Below are 23,517 nucleotides of genomic sequence, written 5' to 3' on the forward strand. Positions count from 1 at the left end.
CATATATTATCTTTAATCTAATACATCAAGAGTAGATAAATACTCCCTTATATTTTCATTGAGTTTTTTGAACTTTTGATTAATTTCACTTGTACGATTATAGTCATTCATAGAAAAACTTTCTTTTTCTTCTTGTGAAGCTAAATAATAAACATTCCATCTGTCTTCAAAGACATTTATTTGTATTTGGCAAAGCTTTAATATTTCATTATATTGTTCATACATCTCACAAGAAATAAATGGAACATTTTCACTCAATGTATCTTGAGCTTTAACAATAGAACTAAAAGCTGTTTTATATAGTTTATTTTCATATTCTTTTCTTTTTTCCTCATCTACTGGATATTTCGCCATACCTGAAGGAATCAAAATACTAATATCTTTAACTGCTTCCGAATATGCTTTAGACAACTCTCTATATATAGAAAACTCTGTATCAAATTTAGTTTTGCTTATATATGTTTTATTATTTAATATAGACTTATATTTTTCCAGTTCTTCATTCAAAGTCAACTTATATTTTTCTTCTAATCTTTTAGCAATAATATTAGATGAGAACTTGACAATAATAATTATTAATCCTCCAATACCACCAATACTGGTTAAAATAGCAAGTACTATCTCCCAAACCTTTGCCATATACCTATCTCCTCCAAAATTACTTTGGTTACTTATACTCTATTATCAATTCAGTATTTAATTAAAATATTATTTTTATTTACCACAACACTTTTTATATTTTTTACCACTTCCACATGGACAAGGGTCATTTCTTCCTATTTTTTTACCTTTAACCTTTTTAAAGTTTTCTATTCTTGATAAAACAATCTTATCTCCCACTTGTTTTAATTGACCTATTTGCTCGTCTGGTATATCCTCATATTGATGAAATTTAAATTTCAAATCAATTAACACATTATTATTATCATAAAATAAATGTAATTCTAATCTAAATTTATCTTTCGCTTTTAACATTGTTGCCATCGTATATTCCCTGCATTCTTCTTCTGGCATATCAGAAATACTTGGCTGATGACAAAACAAACTCATAGGAATTTCTCCCATTAAACTTAATTGTGTCATTCTATTAATTTCCTTTTGCCTTTTTAACATTCTCTTGATTCCCTCAACCAATTGGAACTTTGCATCTTCAGCAAAATTTAATAAAAACGATGATAGCTTTCTTCTTCCAACTAATTTAGATTTATCCAAGAAGTTGATAATTTCAAGAAACTCCCCTGGAATATTTTGGACAGGTTTATCTATGTGAATACTCTCATTGTCCAATGAATTAAAATACTTATCAATTTCTTCTCTATAACCATACATATTAACATAGTTATAATTTTCGTTACTATACATATCTGAATATATATTATGTTTTATATACATTCCTAAATGATCTAATTCATCATTTAAATTTAAGGCTTTATTTCGTGTTACTAATTTCCTCTCTTTTAAATAATGTAAAAAAGTCAATGGAGAATCAAAATAATCGGTATAAACCCTAAAATCATCTATAGATAAGGCTATTGTATTTTTATTTAAGCTCATGAAGTTTAACTTCTCAATTTTGGCTGCAAATTCATTAAAATTATCTAAAGTTACACACATTAAGGTTACTTCTTCAAAGTCATTTATTGATATATTACACTTTTCCTTTTTTTTACTATCATATAGTTTTACATTTTCAGCAGACTTAAGATATGTTAATGTTCTTTCTGCTTGACTATCTGCTGCACCAACTAGTGTTTCCAATGATTTTATATGAGATTCTATATCAAGTATTGGCGACCTATATGTGTAAGACCCGCCTTTAACTTCTACTATTATAATATTGTCATCATAAATAACTATTAAATCATTTTCTGCGCAATCTTTTAGTGATTTATTTTTAGGATAATAATTTGATTCATATAGAGTACATCCTGGTAGAACTTTTTTAAATAAATCCCCAACCATACTTTCTGTTATTTCCATCTGTCTTTTATTCCATTTTTGTGCATACAAAGGGTCTACCCTTTTAATTAACTTTTGTATAACTCTATATATATTGTCAAACAGATTATAATAATCAAAACAATAAAAACTATCATTAACATTTATAAATGGTCTCTCATAAACTGGCAATTCAACTAATGGCCACCCTCCATACAAATCATCTTCATAAAATCTTTTATTTTCATTTAGTGAAAAAGATAAATCTTCAAGTAACTTCTTGGGCCAGTTTGTTAATTTAGTTAAATCAAATAATCCATAGCCACAAAAGTTTTCAATAAACTTCTCTTTTCTTTCTGATAATTTTTCATCTGCTTCTATATGGTTATTATATTTTTCACGAATATCTCCTGTTTCTTCCCTCATCGATGTTTTAAAATCTTCATGCAACGAATTTAATATACCCATTGTATCCATTACCCCATGAGTTAAAGACTTTTTTATGCTTTCTAATCCTTTAACAAAATCATCAACTGATATATTATATTGTTTTATAAATTCATCATTATGTGGTTGTAATAATGTTCTTATAGTTGGTATTTCGTATACAGAATACCTATCACCACGCACAAATACACTTAATTGAGCTTCTACCAAAAACTTTTCTTTTTCTAAATCTAACTCTATATTTTTTTCTTTTTTTATTTTTGCTGTATGAAAGATACAGTATCGTTCAACTAAAGTATATAGTTTTTGTATTTTTTCAGAAATACAATAAAATGTTTTAGAGTCGTCATTTGGAGGTACACTAAAATCATAGTAACTTTCACTTGATACTAATACACTTTGTATATATTCAATTTCTCTTCCCATATATACTTGTTCTTTCGTTTGTTGCACTTCAGATGTAATTCCTAAAATAGACATAAAAAAATTATGATATGCATATTTTAATAATTCTAATGGATTACATTTTGAAATACACTGTTTTATTTCATTAATTAAATTATTAATTTCTTGTACATATGATTCATACCCATTTGCTAGACCATCTATAAAATTATTATATTCTTCTGCAGTAGCATTGTTTTTTATAGATATCATTCGTCCATTTCTTTCAACTTGAATAGGACCCCCTGCCAAAGATTAATAATTATTTATTTTTTTAGACAATAATATCACCTCATTTCAATCATGTCTTTTCTAATTATAACATATAATTGAAACTTATAAAAAAGACATCGATAACATCATAATATTCTACCAATGTCTTTTATATATTAAATCAAATACTTATAAATATTGTATTTTACTTTCCAAAATGGTACACTTTAATTGCTAGTTAGGAAGTATGCCATTTAGGTATGCTTTCTTTTCTATATAATAATCTTTTTCTTCTAATCCCACCCTAATAATTTCCTTTCTAAATCATCATAATCATATTCCCTTGGTTCAAAATTGTTAAATTTTAATTTTGATCTAGATGAATTAATTTTACTATTACTAAAATCCTTTATATGAGTTTGTCCCTTTAATGGAATTACTCCATTACTGTCATTTAGTAGGCTTTCTTCTTTACAATTTTTAAAAACTTTCTCTGTAATGCTATATACATTAGTTTCATTTGAAACTTTGTTATCCTCGCTAGGTGGTATTTTTCTTATTTCTTTAATAATTAACTCCTGTTCAATTAATTGTTTTACAACATTAATTACTGTCACTCTTGTTATATTGCAGTTATCAGCAATAGTTTGATAGCTCGGAAAAGCTTTTGAATTGTTATTAGTATGTCTTAATAAATATGCTAATACTACAAATTGATTAGGTTTTAAATTTAGAGAAAAAACATCATTAGGTATTTTAAAATAATTGTTGTTTATCATTTTGATTTCACCTCCTTTGTTTTTGTATATTTATACTAAGATGCTAATTTTTCAGTGTCAACTAGCAAAAAAATTTTATGCACATGAAATTGCTTTGTATGAGTTCTTTGTATATAGTTCTTTATTGGGTAAAAACTGAATACTACCCTAGTCAATCATTTATACTAAGTAAATATAATAATTAATATTTATTTTTCATGTTTTCAAGTGGTGAATACTTTTGATATTTTTTTCTTAAATCTTCATCTTGTAAATCTAAATATGCTTTTTCAGTAACTGTTACACTTGAATGACCTAAAATTTTAGACAATATTAATAAATTTCCACCATTTAAAAGAAATCTCCTTGCAAAATTATTTCTTAATCCATGTGGTGTAATTGCTTTATTAATATTTGTTTTTTTCAAATATCCCCTAAAATTCCTTTCAAAATTAGGATTCGATATTATTCCATTAGTTCTTTGAGTTGGAAATAATAATTCATTTTCTTGCATTGTATCTTTAAACTTGAGCCATCTTTGTAATAATTTAGTCATATTAATACTAAAGAAAACCACTCTATCTTTTCTTCCTTTCGTTATATCAGCAGGTATCAAAATTATTCTTCTTACAATATCAATATCATTAATAGTCAAATGTAATGTTTCGGATAAACGCATTCCAGTATCAAAAATCAAATTAATAACTGTATAATCTCTAAATTCATGAAATTTACTACAATCTAAACATTTTATTAACTTCTTATATTCTTCATCAGTTAATTGTTCTTTTGCTTTTCTTTCTATTTTTACAAATTTACATTCATGTATTCTTGTATTTTTTGAAATATTTTTTTCTTCTAAATAACTTGCAAAAGCTTTTATATTCCTCAAATAATTATTTAATGTTCCATTAGATACTTCTTTTCCTATATGAGTTCTTTTATCAATATTAGCTTTCTTTGAGCCTTCTTCCGTATAAGTAAATGAAGATTTCCCCCTATCTTTTGTAAATTGAATATATTCTTCTACAATCTCTTTAGTAATTTTCTTTATATCATCAATTTCTTTTTCTTCTTTTAAATATTGAGAAAATAACATAAGAGTTTGATGATATGATTTTATAGTTTTTATTGTTAGATTCTTATAAGAACAAAATTCTAAATAATCTACAATAACATCATCAATTGATTTTTTATTTTTACTAATTTTGGGCATAAAAATAACCTCCACTATATTGAAATAAACTCAATATATTAGAGGTCTTATATTCTTTATATTTATTGGCTTGAAATTATAATTCCAGGACTACTTTTGAGTAGTTTGTTGGCTTATCAAATTCAAACTTTGGCTCTATTACTGCGATTAAGAAACTTTGTTCTTAAGTCTTAATTTATCAGCTATAATAGCTATAAATTCACTATTTGTAGGCTTGCCCTTATCATTGTGAATAGTATATCCAAATAGCTTATTAATAGCTTCTATTTGACCTCTTCCCCAAGCTACTTCTATAGCATGTCTTATTGCTCTTTCTACTCTTGAAGCTGTTGTATTGTACTTTTTAGCTATTGATGGATATAATTCCTTTGTTACTGCTGATAATAATTCCATATCGTTTACTACCATTGTAATAGCTTCTCTTAAGTACATATATCCTTTAATATGTGCAGGTACACCGATTTCATGAATGATGCTTGTAATTTCAGTTTCTAAATCTATAGGTGCCTTTGTTCTAGTTTCAGTTGAAGACATTATTGATGATGTTGGATATGATACTCTTACACTAGCTTGTGGTACTGATGTTGGAGCACTGTTAAACATCTCTCTTATTCTCTTAGTAAATACTTCCATATCAAATGGTTTAACTGTGTAATAATCAGCTCCTAATGTTATAGCTTGTTGTGTAATTTTGTCTTGACCAACTGCTGATAAAATAATTATTCTTGGAACTTTCTCCAAGTCCATTGTATTTAATTTTTCAAGAACTCCTAATCCATCTAAATGTGGCATAATAATATCAAGAATAACTAAATCAGGTTTTCTCTCAACTATTAAATCTAAAGCTTCTCTTCCATCCTTTGCAATCCCTGTTACAACAATATCCCTTTGGTTTAGTAAATAATCATTTAAAATGCTGCAAAATTCCTTATTGTCGTCAGCAATTAATACAGATATTTTTGAATCTTCCATTTTTTTCTCTCCTTTATCCACTCTTGCATTATTGTATATCTACTTTTGACCCCTATAACCATATAATATCGGAAATCATATAATTAATTAATATTTTATAAGATATCTAGATTTTTATGTAAAATCTTTTTATCATTAGGGTATGTATACTTGAACTATAATCTCGTATGATATATTCTTTTGTAAAAGTATTTTATAAGTTTATTTGTTATAATGTATTTATCTTCCACTATTTGTAAATTATACACTTTTTTTTGGAATAAGTAAATACTTTATTTAAAAATACTTAAAAAGTATTTTTATGGAATAAATTGTATATTCAATTTTCCTTATTTATCAAGAATTAAGTTAATATATATTTATTATATAATTATAACTCTTTTTCTACAATATATATAATACTTTTTTAAAATATAAAAAAATAGCATTGGAATTTCAATATAGTTTTTAAATAAATAAAGAATAGAAGAATTGCTTAATTTTAAGAAGCAATTCTTCTATTCTTTATTTAATTATTCCTGCATCTTGCAGCATCCATTCTATATATATTCCATATCCAGTATCCGGTTTATTTATTAAGACATGAGTTACAGCACCTATAATCTTATTGTTTTGTATAATTGGGCTTCCGCTCATACCTTGAACTATTCCTCCTGTTTTCTCTAACAATCTAGGATCTGTAATCTTTATTACCATACTTTTAGAACCAACAGAAGTTTGATTTAGAAGTTTCTCAATTTCAATATCAAATTCTTGTGGTCCACTTTCATCAATTGTAGTAATTATTTTTGCTTTTCCTGTAGTTATTTCATCTCTAAATCCTACTTTAAGAGGTTTTATTTCTTTTCTCATACTTTTAACATCATCTATATTTCCAAAAATACCGCTTTGTGTATTCTTTTGAATATTTCCTTTAGGTGTATTTTCATTTATAAAAATTCCTTTTAATTCGCCTGGATCGCCCTTTTCTCCTTTTTTAACGCTTATTATAGTAGAATCTAATACATCTCCTTTTTTGATTAAGAAGGGTTCATTTGTATCACAATCTGTAATAGGATGGCCTAATGCACCAAATTTTTTAGTTTTCTCATCAACAAATGTCATTGTTCCTACACCTGCTGTAGAATCTCTAATCCATAATCCTATTTTATAATCTTTATCATTTTCTTTCCTTAAATGAATTACTTTAGTTAATTTTTCTCCACGTCTAAGAATATCTACTTTTACATCCTCTTGTTGACATTCTTTTATTGTTTTTAATAAATCAGTAACATTTTCCATGTTTTCGCCATTTACTTTAAGTATTATATCACCGATTTCAAGTCCACCTAATTTCCCAGGACTTTCTTCTTTTTTACTATTTATCTCTATATCAGAGTATCCAACAACTAATACTCCTTCGCTACTAACTCTAACGCCAATTGGATTTCCACCAGGATACACTTCCAAATCTTTTACATTCTGAACTTGTACGGATTTCAAAGGAATCATTCCCAGAAATTTTATCTCATATTGATCTTTACTATTACTTATCTTGTCAATAGTATTCCCTATGGGTGCTATAGATGGTACAGTTCTTTCATCCTTAGTATAAATCTTATCTGGTAGTCTTTTTATATTTATTGTAGTCATTAAAATCAGAATCAGGATTGGAGTTATAATTAGACTAATAGCACAAAAAATTTTTTTCTTCATATTCTCTCCTCCTTTACTTCATGATTTTAATTTTCCCACTTGAAAGTATCTTATCCTATAGGAACATTGTTATTAAAGACAAAAAATTTACCCTATACTAAATTTTAATAATGCACTATTTTATTTCTTTCATTCCCTATATAAATTTTTTTAGCGTTTAATGATGTTGTAGTATATATTCCTCATTTTATTTTTGTAAATATACTTCATTTTTATATAAAAAAAAAAATAAAATCACGAATGCTCATGATTTTATTTTTACCAAATTGTATTAGTATATGTATTTATTTTTTAATTTCTGCCTTTTTTAATTCACTTAATTTTATCATTTCTTTTACATTATTTCTTGTAGCTTCTGTTACTTCATCTCCAGCAAGCATTTTACTAATTTCATATTCTTTTTCTTCTTTTATTAAAACTTTTATCTGCGTAAAAGTTTTATTGTCTACAACTTTTTTCATTACAAAATAATGATGATCTGATAATATTGCAATCTGTGGTAAATGTGTTATACATAAGATTTGATGTGTACCTGATAATTGATACATTTTCTCTCCAACTCTTTGAGCTACCGCACCACTTATTCCAGTATCTATTTCATCAAAAATTAAAGTAGGTATTTCATCTTTTTCTGCAAATACACACTTTAAAGCTAACATAATTCTAGATAATTCACCACCGGATAATACTTTTTCCAATGGCATCAATGGCTCTCCAGGATTTGTAGAAATTAAGAAACATACCTCATCGAATCCTCTTTCATTAAAAGTCTCTTGACGCTCAACACTTATTTCCATTCTCGATTTTTCAAGACCTACAAATGCAAGCTCATTTAAAATTTTTTGTTCTAAAAACTTACTTTTGCTTACTCTTAATTCATGAATCACTAAAGCAGCCTGTTCCATTTTTGATAAAATTACTTTTTCTTTTTCTTTAAGCTCTTCAATTATCTTTTCCGAATTAATTATTTCATTATACTCTATTTTAATTTTTTCATGATATTCTAATATTTCAGGAATAGTTGGTGCATACTTTTTCTTATATTGATTAATTTCATAAATCCTTGAATTTACCTTTTCTAAAGCATCATTATCAAATACAATTTCTTCAGCCATATCGCGTAATTCACGACTTGCTTCTTCTATTATATAAAATGCCTCTTCGATAGCATTTTTATTCTTTTTTATTTTTTCAAAATGATTTTCTACATTTGATAGTTCTTGAATTACTTTAGACAGTGAATCGATGACACCAAATTCTTCATTACCATTTAAAATTCCATAAGATGTTGCTAAGGATAAATTAATCTTTTCAGCATTTGCTAAAACATTATATTCTTCCTTTAAGTTTTCTTCTTCATTTTCTTTAAGTTTAGCTTTTTCAATATCTTCAATTTGAAATTTTAAATAATCAAGCAATTTTTCTCTATCTTGATTACCTGAAATTCTATTGATATCTTCTCTAACAGATATCAATTCTTCCCTAAACTTAGCATATGTATCTAATGGATTTATTATCTCATTGTCAATAAATCCATCCAGATATAATATATGACTACTTCTTTGCAATAGCTCTTGATTTTGGTGCTGTCCATGTATATCTAAAAGTTTTGATCTTACTTTTCTAAGTTGAGATGTTATTAAACTTTTTCCGTTAATTTTAATTAAATTTTTTCCACTTTGATGACTCTCTCTAGTAATTATTAATACATCATCATACTCAATATCAAGCTCTTCTAATACATCTTTAATCTTTGAACCTTCAATTGTAAATAATGCTTCTACATATGTCCTATCTTCTCCAGTTCTTATCAAGCTTTTAGAAAATTTTCCACCTAAAACAAAATCAATAGCATCAATCATGATGGATTTTCCTGCTCCAGTTTCTCCAGAAAGTATATTAAATCCTTCATTAAAGTTTATTGTTATTTCTTCTATTAACGCAAAATTTTTAATATTTAATTGAATTAGCATTTCATCCCATCCTTATAATTATGATGACATTCTTTTTCTTATTTTAGCAACTAAATCTTCAGCACTCTCAAGTGTTCTAACTAAAATAAAAATAGTATTATCGCCAGCTACTGTCCCTGCAATATCTGCACTTTCTAAATTGTCAATGGCTTCTGCTGTAATTGGTGCAGATCCTGTTATAGTCTTTATAACAACCATTTTATCGACATTTTCAACTGACAATACAGTATTAGCTAATATATTGCTCAATCTATCAATTATATTTTTTTGTTCTCCTGTAGATACTACATATTTTGATTTTCCACTTGAAGATTGCATTTTTATTAATTTTAAATTTTTTATATCACGTGAGACAGTTGCTTGAGTTACATCAAAGCCTTCTTGCTTGAGTATATCTGCTAATTCTTCTTGGGTCTCAATTTCTCTTGAACTTATTATTTCTAATATTTTTGTATGTCTTTTTGACTTCAAAATTCCTCACCATCACATTCTTTAGAATTGTTTAAAATCTTAGTCCTTAAAACCTTAAAATAATCATAATCATCAAATAAAAGCAGTTTTATATTCTTCTCACTTTTACTTACCTTAACTGAAGTTTTTTGATTTACTTCAACAGCTTTCTGTCCATCTACAGTTAGATATATTTTTTCTTCTTCATTTTCTGTATATATCTCTATAACACTATCTCCTTTTAGCACAATTGTCTGCATACTCTTAGTATGTGGACATATAGGTGTTATTGTTATTATTTCTAAATCTGGATATATAAATGGTCCTCCTGCTGAAAATGAGTATGCTGTTGATCCTGTAGGAGTTGCTATAATAAGTCCATCACCTTTAAATGTCGAATAAATTTTACCATCTACAAATATTTTAAATTTTACCATTCTAGATAATGTACCTCTTGCTAAAACCACATCATTCAGCGCCTTAAGCTCTTCATTTTCTCCACTAGATTTTACGGAACATTTTAGCATCATTCTATCAACAATCTCATATTGCTTTTTTTCTAGTTTTTCAAGTGCATAATCAATTTCTGATATCTCTACACTAGATAAAAAGCCTAAATTTCCTATATTTATGCCAAGAAGCACAACATCACATTCTTCTTTCAAAGCTCTCGCAATTCCTAAAAGTGTACCATCTCCACCTAAAACAATAAGCAGATCAATATGACTCAAATCTTGTTTTTCTATATCATAAGAATTAAAAATAGAAATATCTTTAAAATCAAATTTTTTTCTTAATTTTTGTATAACCATATTTAAGATTTTATTATCTCTGTCCTTTGACGGATTAATTGCAATTCCAATATTATTCATAGCCCCTCCAAAAGAAGTTAAATTTCTACGTGTGATGCTTCAACAACTACATCAATATCTTCGTTTTTAAAATCACTTTCTTTATTTTTATCCTTTGAAAAATAGACTAAATATTCTCTATTTCCTTCAGGTCCCTTAATTGGAGAATATCCTACTCCTAAAACATTCAAATCCTGTTCTAATAAAAAATTCACTATATCATGAACAACTTCTTTATGAGTTTCCTTTTCTCTTACAACACCTTTTTTCCCTACTTTTTCTCTACCAGCTTCAAATTGTGGTTTTATAAGAGCTACTACTTCTCCATCATCTTTAAGTAAATTTAAAGTTGCTGGCATAATCTTTTTTAGAGATATGAAAGATACATCTATTGATGCAAAATCTAATAGTTCCCCTATATCTTCTGGAGTAACATACCTTATGTTTGTTCTTTCCATGCATACTACTCTTTCATCAGTTCTCAATTTCCATGCAAATTGTCCATATCCAACATCCACTGAGAACACTTTAGATGCTCCATTTTGAAGCATACAGTCTGTAAATCCACCAGTTGATGCTCCTATATCCATACATACTTTTCCCTCTAAAGAGATATCATAAGAATTCATTGCCTTTTCAAGCTTTAATCCGCCTCTACTTACATACTTTAAAGTAGCTCCTCTATATTCAATGTCAGCATCATAGCTAACTTTTTCTCCAGCTTTATCAACCTTTTGACCATTAACATAAACTTTCCCTTCCATGATACATGCTTTTGCTCTTTCTCTAGAAGTAATTATGCCTTTTTCAACTAAAATTAAATCAAGTCTTTCTTTTTTTTCTGCCATTTGTATCTCCTTTTAACTATAAAGCTCAATTACAGCCTTACTTATACTCTCACAATCTAATTTATATGCCTTATACAAGGCATCCACATTTCCTTGAGGTATAAATTCATCATCATATCCTAAAGATCTTATCGTACCTTTATAATCCATCTTGATTAAACAATCTTTAATTGATGAACCCAATCCACCATGTAACACATTATCTTCTATTGTTAAAATATTATATCCTTTATCTTTAAGATTTTGCAAGAAATTCTTATCAATTGGCTTGATAAAAGTTGCATTTACTATACTTGGATTTAATCCCTTTTCATATAATATATCTTTAGCCATCATTGCATTTTGCACCATTTTTCCTGTTGCAATTATACAAACTTTAACTCCTGAATTTATCTCTTCCCATTTTCCTTCTTCAACTTTCTTAATAGGAACAAGAGAATCTATTACATTTCCTCCCCTTGGATATCTAATAGCAACTGGTGCATTTTTGTTTAATGCCCATTCAAGTATAATTTCTACCTCTTCAAGGCATTTAGGGGCGACTATATGTATATTAGGTATCATTGATAAATATGAAATATCATTAATTCCTTGATGTGTTTCACCATCATCTCCAACAATACCTGCCCTATCTATTGCAAATACTACTGGTAAGTTTTGAATACATACATCATGTATAACTTGATCAAAAGCTCTTTGTAAAAATGTAGAATACACTGCAAAAACAGGTTTTAATCCATTACTAGCCATCCCTGCAGCTAACGTGACTGCATGCTGTTCTGCTATTCCAACATCAAAAAATCTCTCTTTAAATCTTTCTGCAAAACATTTAAGTCCCGTTCCTTCTGGCATAGCTGCTGTTATTGCTACAATTTTTTCATCTTTTTCACTAAGCTTTATAAGTGCCTCTCCAAAAGCTTTTGAATAACTATTTTTAGGTGATACATTTAATTCTCCGCTTTCTAAATTAAACGGACCAACACTATGATATTTAGTTGAACTTTTTTCTGCTAATGCATATCCTTTTCCCTTTTGGGTTAAAGTATGTATTATAACTGGTCCTTCAACTTCTTTTGCCATTTTTAATACTTCTGTCATTGCATCTATATCATGCCCATCAATAGGTCCTATATACTTAACTCCAATATTTTCAAAAAACATAGATGGTACTACTAATTGTTTTATACTATCTTTAACTTTAGATATTTTTCCAGCAATATTTTTTCCTATTCCAGATTGTTCTAAAGATGCATTTATTTCTGTTTTTAACCTATTATATCTTGGTGCAATTCTTAATTTGTTTAAATATCTTGAAAGACCACCTACATTAGTTGAAATTGACATTTGATTATCATTTAATATAACTATAAGATTTGTTTTTCTAAATCCTACATCATTTAAAGCTTCAAGTGCCATTCCACCTGTTAATGCACCATCACCAATTACTGCAATTACTTTGTAATCTTCTTTATTCAAATCTCTTGCTCTTGCTATTCCAAGAGCTGCTGATATTGAAGTGCTACTGTGACCTGTACCAAAATAGTCATATGTACTTTCATTTAGCTTTGGGAATCCACTCATTCCATTAAGTTGTCTAAGCTTCTTAAATCCATCTTTTCGTCCAGTTAAAATCTTATATACATAACTTTGATGTCCTACGTCCCATACTATTTTATCTTTGTCAAAATCAAATGCTTGAAAAAGACTTAAAGTAAGTTCTACTACCCCTAAATTAGATCCTAAATGTCCACCTGTTTGGGAAACACTATTAATTAAAAATTCTCTAAGTTCCTGACTTAAGATTATATTTTCTCTTTTATCTAATTTTTTTAAATCTTCTGGGAAATTTAAACTATCTAATAATTTCATAATAACCATTCCCTCTATTAATTTTCTCTATTTAAAAGACTGTAAGTCAATTCAACCAAACATTCTGCATCTACAGTTAATGTTCTCAATATTGTTACACATTCTTCTGTTAACTTTGAACATAATTCTTGACATTTTTCTAAACCATATACTGTTATAAAATTAGTCTTATTGTGTTCTTCATCTGCATGCACATTCTTTCCTAATGCTTTTATATCGCCTACAACATCTAATATATCATCTTTAATTTGAAAAACCAATCCTAGCTTTTCGCCGTATTTCTCTAAATATTCTAAGTCTCTTTCTGGTGCACCTGCTAATATTGCTCCGCCTAAGATGGATGCTTTTATTAAAGCTCCAGTTTTCTTTGAATGCATATATTCCAATTCTTCTTTTGAAATTTCCTTTCCTTCTGAAATAATATCAACTACTTGACCACCTATCATTCCTTCTGCCCCTGCAGCTTTTGCTATTTCATAAGCTGCTCTTAAGGAATTTCCACCATTTTTCAAGGAATAATTCATCATAAGTATCATTGCTTCATTTAACAGATTATCACCTGCAAGCACTGCTATGTTTTCTCCATAAACCTTGTGATTGGTTGGCTTACCACGTCTTAAATCATCATCATCCATACATGGAAGATCATCATGAATCAAAGAATATGTATGAATCATTTCCATAGCACAAGCCATTGGCATAATAGATTTATATTCTTCTCTGTATATAAAATAAGATAACGCAAATAATATAGGACGAATTCTCTTTCCACCTATATTTAAGCTATAACTTGATGAATCATATATAACTTTATTATAAGTTCCTTTTTCCTTAAAATAATTTTCTAGATATTCATTAATATCTTTTCTTATATTATTTATCTCCATCACTTTCACTAAACTCCACTTCTTTTTCTTGTTTTATTATAGAAATTTTTCCTTCATATGAGTTAAGAGTTTTATATATTTTATTTACTAGCTTAACTCCTTCCTCATATGATTTCATTGAATCTTCAAGGTTTAATTCATCGCTTTCTAAATTATTTAAAATATCTTGAAGCTTAGTTAACATCTCTTCATAATTTTCCTTTTTAGCCATACCTTAAACTCCTTATTTTATAGGCACATTCAAGAAAACAACAAATCATAATATATATGTTTTAATATGGTTAATTCATCCACTTAGTATGCCTACTTAATTAATGCACAATATGCATTTAACATTTGACTTGTTACTTTATTTTATGTGCTTTAATGGTATAAATTTTCCTTCCGCTTTTCCATCCTTAACACTAATTTCTAAATTAATTGGGTTTTCCATCTGTTCTTTTGACGTAATTAGATTTTTTTCATCATCTTGTATTATAGCATATCCTTTTGAAATAACCTTAACAGGATTATATGCTAAAAGTAAATTATTTAAATTTTCTAGTTGCTTCTTTTCTTTTTCAACTTTTATTTTCATTAAAAAGTTTAATCTATTTTTTAAATTATCTATTTCTAGATACGAATTTGCTATTCTAGTTATTGGCGAATGAATTTTTAATATTCTTTCTGCATTGCTTAATTCATTCTTACATGATTTTAATTTATTATCTATATTAATTTCTAATGCTTTAGATATATCACAAACTTTTTCTTCAATATCTTTACTTAAAGGAACTGCTATCTCAGCTCCCTGAGACGGAGTTGCAGCTCTAACATCAGCTACAAAATCTGAAATGGTATAATCTATTTCATGTCCTACAGCAGATATTATAGGTATTTTAGAAATGTAAATAGCTTTTGCTAACTCTTCTTCATTAAAGTTCCATAATTCCTCTATGGAACCACCGCCCCTGCCAACTATTATTATGTCAACAGACTTATTATTATTAAAATATTTTATTCCTTCAATTACTTCTTTATACGCATCAATACCTTGAACTTTAGCTGGATACAACACAATATCAACTAAACTGCTCCTTCTCGTTGAAACATTAATAATATCTCTAATAGCAGCTCCAGTTGGTGATGTTACAACACCTATTCTTTGTGGATATTTAGGCAATATTTTTTTATGACCCTCATCGAAATAACCCATCTTTGATAATTTTTGTTTAAGTTTTTCGAATTTAACAAATAATTCTCCCTGTCCTTCTTTTTTTATTTCGTCGCAATAAAGCTGAAAGCTTCCTGTGGCAGGATATATAGACGCTCTGCCTTTAACAATGACTTCCATACCTTCTTCTAATACAAAATCTAAAAAGAGAGCATTTCCTTTAAACATTACACAATTTACTTTTCCATTATCATCTTTAAGTGAAAAATATATATGCCCACTACTATGATATTTTAAATTAGAAATCTCCCCTTTTACAGAGAGATTATTTAAAATGAAATCATTGTCTAACATTCTTTTTATGTAATTCGTTACCTCTGAAACAGTTAAAGTTTTAATATTCATCTTCCTTTAAAGCCTCACATGCATTTTTTATTAAAAGAGTAGTTGTTAACGCACCAACTCCACCTGGAACTGGTGTTAAGAATTTGCATTTATCTATAACTTTATCAAAATCAACATCTCCAGTTATTTTCCCTTCAAAAGATGATGTTCCAACATCTATTACTATAGCATTTTCATTCACATAAGATTCATCTATAAACTTTGGTTTTCCAATAGCCACTACTAATATATCAGCTTTCTTACAAACTTCTTTTAAATTTTGTGTTTTTGAATGACATATAGTAACTGTTGCATTTTCATTTAATAAAAGTTGTGCAACTGGTTTACCAACTATGTTGCTTCTTCCAAGCACCACTACATTTTTTCCTGTAATATCTAAATTCAAGCTTTTAATTAAAGTAACTACTGAATTTGGAGTACAAGGTAAAAATCCTGGTTCACCCATATACAATTTTCCTTGACTTTCAAATGTAAGACAATCAATATCCTTATAAATAGATATCTCTTTAATTATTTTCTTTTCATTCAAATTTTTAGGAAGTGGTAATTGAAGAATAATCCCTTGAATATTTTCATCTTTATTTAATTTATGAATTTCTGATATAACTTCATCATCAGTACTTTCTTCTGGTAAAGTTACCTTTAAAAATCCAACTCCAAGAGATGTTGCAACTTTTTCTTGACTATTCATGTAGTAAATAGAACCACCGTCATTTCCAACTAATATAGATGCAATTTTAGGAATTTTTAATTTTTCCTCTTTTCTTGAACTTACAAAATTCTTAATATCTTCTTTTACTTTTAATGCAACTTCCTTACCATTTATTATTTGCCCCATTATATATCCCCACCTTCAGTTTTAGTATTCATAAATATATTGTATCCATTAAATAATTAATATAATCTTAGACTCAATTAAATGTTATAATATATTAACCTTAATTGAGTCTAACTTATAACTTATAATCCATGCTTATTAAACAAACTACAAGTTATAATAAATTTCTATTTTTTATTAATTTTATCTAATACACCATTAATAAATGATACACTCTTTTCATCTGAATATCTTCTTGTAATCTCTAGTGCTTCATTAATTGCAACTCCAGTTGGAACATTATCATCATATAATAATTCATATGTTGCAAGTCTTAATATGCTTAAATTTACTTTTGATATTCTATCAATTTTCCAATTATGTAGATTAGATGATATTGCTTCATCAATTTCTTTTTTATGTGTTTCTACTCCAATCAATGCTTGTTTAACATAAGTCAAATCTATTTCACTTATGTTACTTTCATAGTTTTCAATAAATGTTTCTACCGTCTCATCAACTGTATCTTTACTTAAAGTCATTGCAAATAATAACTCCATAGTTTTTTCCCTTGATAATTTTCTGTTCATGTAATCCTCCTAAATATGCATCATACTTATTATGTACATTTATCATTATACACACTTTTGTTTTGTTTTAAACCCTATTTTACATGGAAACACCCTCTGAAAGCTTCAGAGGGTGAAAATCAAACTATTTAGATTCATTTTCTTCCTGTTTTGGTAAGTAGATACTTTGAATATAAATGTTTACGGCTTCTACATACAATCCAGTCATAGCTTCAACAGTTTTCTTAACATTGTCTTGTACTTGAGCTGCTAAATCCATAATCTTTCTTCCATATTCCACTGCTATACTCATATCTATAATCGCTTTATCTTCTTCTAATGTAACTTTACTTACTTTGGCATTGCCCTTTTTTCCTTTAAATATATTTGTTAAATTACTTGCAACTCCACTCTGATAATCTAAAATACCTTCAATTTCTTGAGCTGCAATTCCTGCAATAACACTCACTACTTCATCAGAAATTTTAACAACTCCAATGTTTTCTTCTCTATTAAAATCTTCCATGCTATTCAACCTCCTAGGTTTTGTAGTAACAAAACATGTTAATCTTATGTTCATTATATCAAATATAATTTAACATTACAAATATATTATGGTTTTTATGTTATTTTTGAGTTTCTATTATAACATCTTTTATATTAGATACATTTTGAACTATTTCTTGTATAGCCACGCTATCACTTTCTTGAAGTGGTGATTGCGATTTAACTACAACTGTTACCTTTTTATCTTCTATCATGCATAAAGCATCTTCATATCCCTTATTTTTTACGTCTAATTCTATTCTTCCTTCATTATCTTTAACCATAGCTTTTTTAGTCAATTCCTTAGTCGCTTCATCCTTTTGATCTTTAGATGTATTTTTATCAGATATTATAGAATTCAAAGTCTGAATTGTTGCTGAATCTTGCTGCTCCCTTGAACTTCTTGAATCATAAAAAGAATTTTGTTGATTCATTGCTTCTTTATCAGAATCAGTTAAATTTTGATTTGAATCTTGATTTGAATTTTCAGTAGATAAAACTTGACTTAAATCCGTTGGATCGTTTAACCCTCCGTTATTAAGTTTTGCAGCTAGCATTCCTACACATAATATTAATGCTAATAGTGTAAAAATAATCCCACATTGTTTCTTTGTCATAATAAATAACCTCCCATCCCTTTTCTTTAAAATTATATGCTACTTCTTCATGCTATATACATTAACCTTATCTAAACTTAAGTTATATAGTTTGGAAATTGCTTGCTCAATTTCATATTTTGTTTTACTGTTTTCTGCTCCTTCTGCAACTATTACAACTCCTGTTATCTTAGGCTTATATGTTGTGAGTATGACTGGTTCATTATTGCCATCAGATGATGACATTACAACTTTTGATCCATCAGTATTTTGATTAGTTACTCTTTTACCACCTGATGTATCTGTTTCTTCAGTAGTTGATTGTTGCGTATTCTTGTCATAAGCTGGTACCTTTTGTTCTCCATTTTCAAATGATATCATTACCTCAACATCTCCAACACCGTCCATCTTTTTTAATATATTCTTCAAATCTGTTTTCTGACTTTCTTCATAATCTTTTTCACTAGTTGTTTTACTTGCTGAAGTATCATTTGTATTTTCTTTATTTTGAGTGTTTGTAGATGACGAAATCTTACTAGTTGCATCTTTCTTACTAACTGGTAGTAGTACATTCATAGCTATTAAAGCAAATGCTAATACAGCACATATTGCTATTAAATTGTTTAGCTTTTTGTCCTTTAATATTTTTGTCAGTTCATTTTTTAACTTATCTTTCCACATATCTCTCTTTTTCCTCCTATTCCTTCATTTTATAAACTTCTATTTTATCTTTTGAAACGCTCAATTCATCTGACACAAAATTAATTATGTCTTCATATTCTTTATTATCATCTTCTGTACTCTCTTGTCCTTTTCCATTAATCTCTACCTTTTTTATCTTACTTATCTTATTGTTTTCTACACCTATTCTAAGTTTTTTTATATTAAAATTTATATTTGTAAAATCAATATCACAATCAACATCACTTTTAAAATTCATATCTTTATATTTATTTTTGAGTAAATTATCACAATTCTCATCGAAATTTTTTATAAATGCTTTCTTTCTGGCATCATTTTTATCTTCTTTACTATCAATAGAATTAGAATTATCTGAATTAATTTTATTTTGCTTTTCTGAAAATACAGTTTCATATTTTTCAATGCCTTGCGATATATTTTTTTGTCCTTTAGATATAAATTGTAAAATCGGATTTAATATCGCACTTATTAAAATTAAACCTAATACAAATTTAATATATTTTTTCATTTTATTATTTGGAGATATAAGCTCTACTGCACTTATGAATATAAGAATAGTCACAAGAGTTGTTACAATGCCCTTTAAAGTTTCTATAAACATAGCTTTCTACCCTCCAACTACATAGCTTCCCGAAGCTGCCATTATTGCAATTAATATAAAGAACATTAAACTCACGCATAAAACGCATGATGTAATTAATATCATTGAACTAGCAGCAGATTCCAAACATTTTGTAATTCTTGAATCACTTATTGGTTCCACCAGCGCTGCTGATAATTTGTAAATAAACGTCATAAGCACAAGCTTTACAATTGGGTATAAAAGTAACAAAACTATTACAACTAGTCCCATAGAGCTTATTGCATTTTTTATTATAAGAGAATATCCTGCAACTGATGCAATAGCATCCGAAAAAGTTTTTCCAACTATAGGTATAAAATTATCTATTGCAAACTTTGCCGTTTTTAGTGTTACTGCATCAATTGTTTTGGATGTAATGCCTCTTATAGTTAAAAGTGCTATAAAGATTGTTATTATAATACCTTGAAACCAAAGAGTACATTGCTTTAACAATCCACATAAATTTGTTATCTTATGTTCTGTAGAAAGATTATTTGCAAATTCTAACATAAACCCCATTAATATCATTGGAATTATAATGTTTGAATATACCTTTGGTATAAATACAACACATGCAAGAACAATAGGATCTAAAGTAGTTGCTTGAGCAACTCCACCGGTAAGTCCAATCATAGTAACAAGTATTGGAAGAAGCGCACTCATAAAATCTGAAATATTTGATATTACCTCTTTTGCTACTGAAATTGAAATTATGAAGCTTTTAGCTAACACAACTATGATTAGCGCATAGCATGCATAAAATGCTACCTGGGATATATTTTCTCCCGAAAATGCATCCTGAAGATTTTTGAGTAGTGAACATATTATTGCTATTGTAACTACAGAAATTATAAGTTTCAAAACACTCTTAACCTCTTTAAACACAAGGCTTAAAACCGCTTTTCCTATTACATCAAATGAAAGGTTCCCCTTCCCATTTGCAATATATGTCTTTATATAATCTACTGGATTTAAATTCTGCATAAGTTCTACATCTGTTTTCATATTGTTTATATACTTATATAAAGAATCGATTTGTTCTTTTGCACTACCACCCAAATCGTCTATACTAACCTTGCTATCCAAATTTCCTTTACTCTGTTCTTGATTCTGAGTCGTTTCATTATTCATTGTTATATTATTTTTATAATCAGCAGTTTCAGCTGCATATACACATTTTTTTAAAAAAGACCTTTCCATTGGAACTATAGAAATAATCATGGTAATTATTAAATTTAATATTATAACTATTGTAAATCTCTTTATTATCTTCATAATATACACCTACATTATCTGTAATATAGAATTTAATACAGCCATAAGTATTGGAATTGCAAGAACTAATATCATTATTTTTCCCGAAAAATCTATTTGTGTAGCTAAGCTATCTGCATTAGCATCTTTACACAATGCACTTGAGAATGATGCTATATAAGCTATAGCTAAAATTTTAAGTACAATTCCAATATAAACCGTATCAAGATTTGCCTTATCTGAAATTGTCTGAAGAAAATCAATTATTTCTTTAAGAGGTTCTATCATAATTAGAAATATTAATGCTCCAGCTGTTAATGCAAGTAATGGATTAAGTTCGTTTTTAGCGTTTTTTAATAGAAGCATTATAAACAAAGCTACAAAAGCCAGCCCTACGATTTTTATTATTAACATGTAATCACCTACATAACAAACATAGTCTTAACTGTATTGAATAAATCACCTATAATAGAAATTATCATAAGTAAAATTATTACAACTCCAGCTATATTTGTGATTGCTGCTATCTCACCTTTTCCACTACTTGTTAATACTTTATCTAACACTACAAGCAGTATTCCTGCTCCGCCAATCTTGAAAAGAATATTTATATCATGCATTTTCTTCTCCCCCATCCAAACTAAAATATTACTACATTGTTCATTTGTACTTTATACTTATAAATATTTTCATATTGTTCTTTTTATGTGCTATATTAAAAAAATAGTAATCATTGCTCCAAAACATACCCCTAGATATCTATAAAGTTTTATATTTTTTTTTGCAATTTCCTCAGCATCCTTTAAATTAAGTTTAATTCCCTCAATTGCCAATGTGAATATTTTTTCTTGTCCATAAACTCCTGATTCACCAAGAGACTTAAAGAAATCACTAATTATTTTCTTATCACTATCATCCAAATAAAATTCATTTTCTAAAACCTTAAATTCCTCTCTAGCACCTTCATAAACACTTTCTACATTTCCTTTAATTAATCTCTCCTCAATAGCTTTAGTAATTTTTTTTATAGGCTCTTCTACTTTAAAGCAAAGATTTTCTAAAGCCTCAGGTAAAGGAGTAGTCCCGTATATAATATCATTTTCAAGTATTAGTAACGCCTTTAAAATTTCTTTAAGTTCATTCATACGTTTTCTAAAAGTTTCTCCATACATAAAACCAATATATGAACTTGTAGTAAATATCATAATCATAAAAATCAATTTAAGCATGTCATATCACCACCTTTTAGTGAATAAACACTTTCAATTGTTCCTACACCATTTCTATTACTTAAAATTATTGCTCTCTCAAGAATTTGATTATCTAATAAATCTGAAAATACTCGGCGCTTGTATAAATCTTCAATTGTAAACCCATGTATTGTCGTAATTATATTTACTCCAGAATTAAATGCCATCATAAGAGATTCAATATCACCTTTAGTTCCTATTTCATCGCAAATTATGATTTCTGGCGAAAGACTTCGTATTGCCATAATTAGTCCTTCTCTTTTCAAACAATTATCTAAGATGTCAGTTCTTATTCCCAAATCATTTTGTGGTATTCCAAAATGACAAGCACCAATTTCACTTCTTTCATCTACAACAACTACTTTTCTTCCCTTAAATCCCACAGAATTTATCCCGTTGGATATATTTCTTGCTATATCTCTCAAAATTGTTGTCTTTCCACATCTAGGTGGCGATATTATTATAGTGTTGTATACTCTATTCTGAGAAATTATATATTTCATAATTTTATTTGAACATCCTATAACTTCTCGGGAAATTCTTATGTTTACAGATGAAATATTTCGTATGGTTTTAACTTCCCCTTTCTCCATAACACATTCTCCGGCAATCCCAATTCTATGTCCACCTTTTATAGTTATAAATCCTTGGCGAATATCTTCTTCATATGCATATAGTGAGTAGTTAGAGATTTTTTGCATCATGCTTTTTAAATCTTCTCTTGTTGGAAAATAGTTTACAATGTTTTCTCCATCCTTAGAATAAACTAAAATTGGTTTGCCTATCTTAATTCTTACTTCATATATCCCTTCTTTATTAAACTTGTCCTCGAGTAAATTTCTTATTTTAATCGGAAACATACCTATTATCTCATCCTCACCTATCAACCTTCTCACTGCCTCCTCTACTGTTCTCTTATTTAATTAATATTTAATCTTAAGCTAAAATATTACACATTAATAATAAAAATATGTAAATTAAAAAGGACATCTTAAAAATTAATTTAAGATGCCCTTTTTACAAAAAACAGATAATAAATTAT

At 27.8% G+C, this 23,517-nt stretch carries 24 protein-coding genes and 1 pseudogene; all 25 read right to left on the reverse strand.

What is annotated here, in order from left to right:
• Positions 1-12 precede the first annotated feature (12 nt).
• Complete coding sequence (locus CLSA_RS12890) at positions 13-639, reverse strand: hypothetical protein (RefSeq protein ID WP_022746793.1); 627 nt, start codon at positions 637-639, stop codon at positions 13-15.
• A gap of 75 nt (positions 640-714) precedes the next feature.
• The gene (locus tag CLSA_RS24025) at positions 715-3,042 is read right to left on the reverse strand and encodes a YecA family protein (RefSeq protein WP_041716270.1); all 2,328 of its coding nucleotides are present in this window, start codon (positions 3,040-3,042) and stop codon (positions 715-717) included.
• A 479-nt stretch (positions 3,043-3,521) separates the two neighbouring features.
• A pseudogene (locus tag CLSA_RS24030) lies at positions 3,522-3,821 on the reverse strand (helix-turn-helix domain-containing protein); the annotation flags it as partial.
• A 181-nt stretch (positions 3,822-4,002) separates the two neighbouring features.
• Positions 4,003-5,016, reverse strand: coding sequence for a tyrosine-type recombinase/integrase (locus CLSA_RS12905; RefSeq protein ID WP_022746796.1), 1,014 nt, complete (start codon positions 5,014-5,016; stop codon positions 4,003-4,005).
• Positions 5,017-5,163: 147 nt separating this feature from the next.
• Positions 5,164-5,988: a sporulation transcription factor Spo0A gene (gene spo0A, locus CLSA_RS12910; RefSeq protein WP_022746797.1), complete on the reverse strand. Its 825-nt coding sequence runs from the start codon at positions 5,986-5,988 to the stop codon at positions 5,164-5,166.
• A gap of 504 nt (positions 5,989-6,492) precedes the next feature.
• Positions 6,493-7,683: a SpoIVB peptidase gene (gene spoIVB / locus CLSA_RS12915; RefSeq protein ID WP_022746798.1), complete on the reverse strand. Its 1,191-nt coding sequence runs from the start codon at positions 7,681-7,683 to the stop codon at positions 6,493-6,495.
• Between the two features lie 284 nt (positions 7,684-7,967).
• Complete coding sequence (recN, locus tag CLSA_RS12920) at positions 7,968-9,656, reverse strand: DNA repair protein RecN (RefSeq protein ID WP_022746799.1); 1,689 nt, start codon at positions 9,654-9,656, stop codon at positions 7,968-7,970.
• Between the two features lie 18 nt (positions 9,657-9,674).
• Positions 9,675-10,127, reverse strand: a complete 453-nt coding sequence (locus CLSA_RS12925) for an arginine repressor (RefSeq protein WP_022746800.1) — start codon at positions 10,125-10,127, stop codon at positions 9,675-9,677.
• Complete coding sequence (locus CLSA_RS12930; protein WP_022746801.1) at positions 10,124-10,978, reverse strand: NAD(+)/NADH kinase; 855 nt, start codon at positions 10,976-10,978, stop codon at positions 10,124-10,126. Before CLSA_RS12930 ends, CLSA_RS12925 begins: the two co-directional genes overlap by 4 nt.
• A 17-nt stretch (positions 10,979-10,995) precedes the next feature.
• Positions 10,996-11,805: a TlyA family RNA methyltransferase gene (locus tag CLSA_RS12935; protein ID WP_022746802.1), complete on the reverse strand. Its 810-nt coding sequence runs from the start codon at positions 11,803-11,805 to the stop codon at positions 10,996-10,998.
• Between the two features lie 12 nt (positions 11,806-11,817).
• The gene (gene dxs / locus CLSA_RS12940) at positions 11,818-13,674 is read right to left on the reverse strand and encodes a 1-deoxy-D-xylulose-5-phosphate synthase (RefSeq protein WP_022746803.1); all 1,857 of its coding nucleotides are present in this window, start codon (positions 13,672-13,674) and stop codon (positions 11,818-11,820) included.
• 17 nt (positions 13,675-13,691) lie between these two features.
• Positions 13,692-14,561 carry a polyprenyl synthetase family protein gene (locus tag CLSA_RS12945; RefSeq protein ID WP_022746804.1) on the reverse strand — a complete coding sequence of 290 codons (870 nt, stop codon included), beginning with the start codon at positions 14,559-14,561 and terminating at the stop codon, positions 13,692-13,694.
• Entirely contained in the window at positions 14,548-14,772 is a 225-nt protein-coding gene (locus CLSA_RS12950; RefSeq protein ID WP_022746805.1) for an exodeoxyribonuclease VII small subunit, read from the reverse strand. The genes CLSA_RS12945 and CLSA_RS12950 overlap by 14 nt, the downstream gene beginning before the upstream one ends.
• Positions 14,773-14,910: 138 nt before the next feature.
• Entirely contained in the window at positions 14,911-16,119 is a 1,209-nt protein-coding gene (gene xseA, locus CLSA_RS12955; protein WP_022746806.1) for an exodeoxyribonuclease VII large subunit, read from the reverse strand.
• The gene (locus CLSA_RS12960) at positions 16,109-16,957 is read right to left on the reverse strand and encodes a bifunctional methylenetetrahydrofolate dehydrogenase/methenyltetrahydrofolate cyclohydrolase (RefSeq protein ID WP_022746807.1); all 849 of its coding nucleotides are present in this window, start codon (positions 16,955-16,957) and stop codon (positions 16,109-16,111) included. The genes xseA and CLSA_RS12960 overlap by 11 nt, the downstream gene beginning before the upstream one ends.
• A 167-nt stretch (positions 16,958-17,124) precedes the next feature.
• Positions 17,125-17,526: a transcription antitermination factor NusB gene (nusB, locus tag CLSA_RS12965; RefSeq protein ID WP_022746808.1), complete on the reverse strand. Its 402-nt coding sequence runs from the start codon at positions 17,524-17,526 to the stop codon at positions 17,125-17,127.
• A 124-nt stretch (positions 17,527-17,650) separates the two neighbouring features.
• A complete protein-coding gene (locus tag CLSA_RS12970) occupies positions 17,651-18,031 on the reverse strand; it encodes an Asp23/Gls24 family envelope stress response protein (protein WP_022746809.1) in 381 nt (126 codons plus the stop codon).
• Between the two features lie 100 nt (positions 18,032-18,131).
• Complete coding sequence (locus CLSA_RS12975) at positions 18,132-18,668, reverse strand: SpoIIIAH-like family protein (protein ID WP_022746810.1); 537 nt, start codon at positions 18,666-18,668, stop codon at positions 18,132-18,134.
• 39 nt (positions 18,669-18,707) lie between these two features.
• On the reverse strand, positions 18,708-19,328 hold the full coding sequence (gene spoIIIAG, locus CLSA_RS12980) for a stage III sporulation protein AG (protein ID WP_022746811.1): 621 nt from the start codon (positions 19,326-19,328) through the stop codon (positions 18,708-18,710).
• Between the two features lie 16 nt (positions 19,329-19,344).
• Positions 19,345-19,950 carry a stage III sporulation protein AF gene (gene spoIIIAF / locus CLSA_RS12985; RefSeq protein ID WP_022746812.1) on the reverse strand — a complete coding sequence of 202 codons (606 nt, stop codon included), beginning with the start codon at positions 19,948-19,950 and terminating at the stop codon, positions 19,345-19,347.
• A 6-nt stretch (positions 19,951-19,956) separates the two neighbouring features.
• The gene (spoIIIAE, locus tag CLSA_RS12990) at positions 19,957-21,246 is read right to left on the reverse strand and encodes a stage III sporulation protein AE (protein ID WP_022746813.1); all 1,290 of its coding nucleotides are present in this window, start codon (positions 21,244-21,246) and stop codon (positions 19,957-19,959) included.
• 9 nt (positions 21,247-21,255) lie between these two features.
• Positions 21,256-21,639, reverse strand: a complete 384-nt coding sequence (spoIIIAD, locus tag CLSA_RS12995; RefSeq protein ID WP_022746814.1) for a stage III sporulation protein AD — start codon at positions 21,637-21,639, stop codon at positions 21,256-21,258.
• Positions 21,640-21,647: 8 nt separating this feature from the next.
• Positions 21,648-21,845 (reverse strand): stage III sporulation protein AC, encoded by a 198-nt coding sequence (gene spoIIIAC / locus CLSA_RS13000; RefSeq protein WP_022746815.1) that lies wholly within the window; start codon positions 21,843-21,845, stop codon positions 21,648-21,650.
• A gap of 90 nt (positions 21,846-21,935) precedes the next feature.
• Positions 21,936-22,454 carry a stage III sporulation protein SpoIIIAB gene (gene spoIIIAB / locus CLSA_RS13005; protein ID WP_022746816.1) on the reverse strand — a complete coding sequence of 173 codons (519 nt, stop codon included), beginning with the start codon at positions 22,452-22,454 and terminating at the stop codon, positions 21,936-21,938.
• Positions 22,442-23,362: a stage III sporulation protein AA gene (spoIIIAA, locus tag CLSA_RS13010; RefSeq protein ID WP_022746817.1), complete on the reverse strand. Its 921-nt coding sequence runs from the start codon at positions 23,360-23,362 to the stop codon at positions 22,442-22,444. The genes spoIIIAB and spoIIIAA overlap by 13 nt, the downstream gene beginning before the upstream one ends.
• Between the last annotated feature and the right edge of the window lie 155 nt (positions 23,363-23,517).

The organism is Clostridium saccharobutylicum DSM 13864, assembly GCF_000473995.1.
GTDB lineage: Bacteria > Bacillota > Clostridia > Clostridiales > Clostridiaceae > Clostridium > Clostridium saccharobutylicum.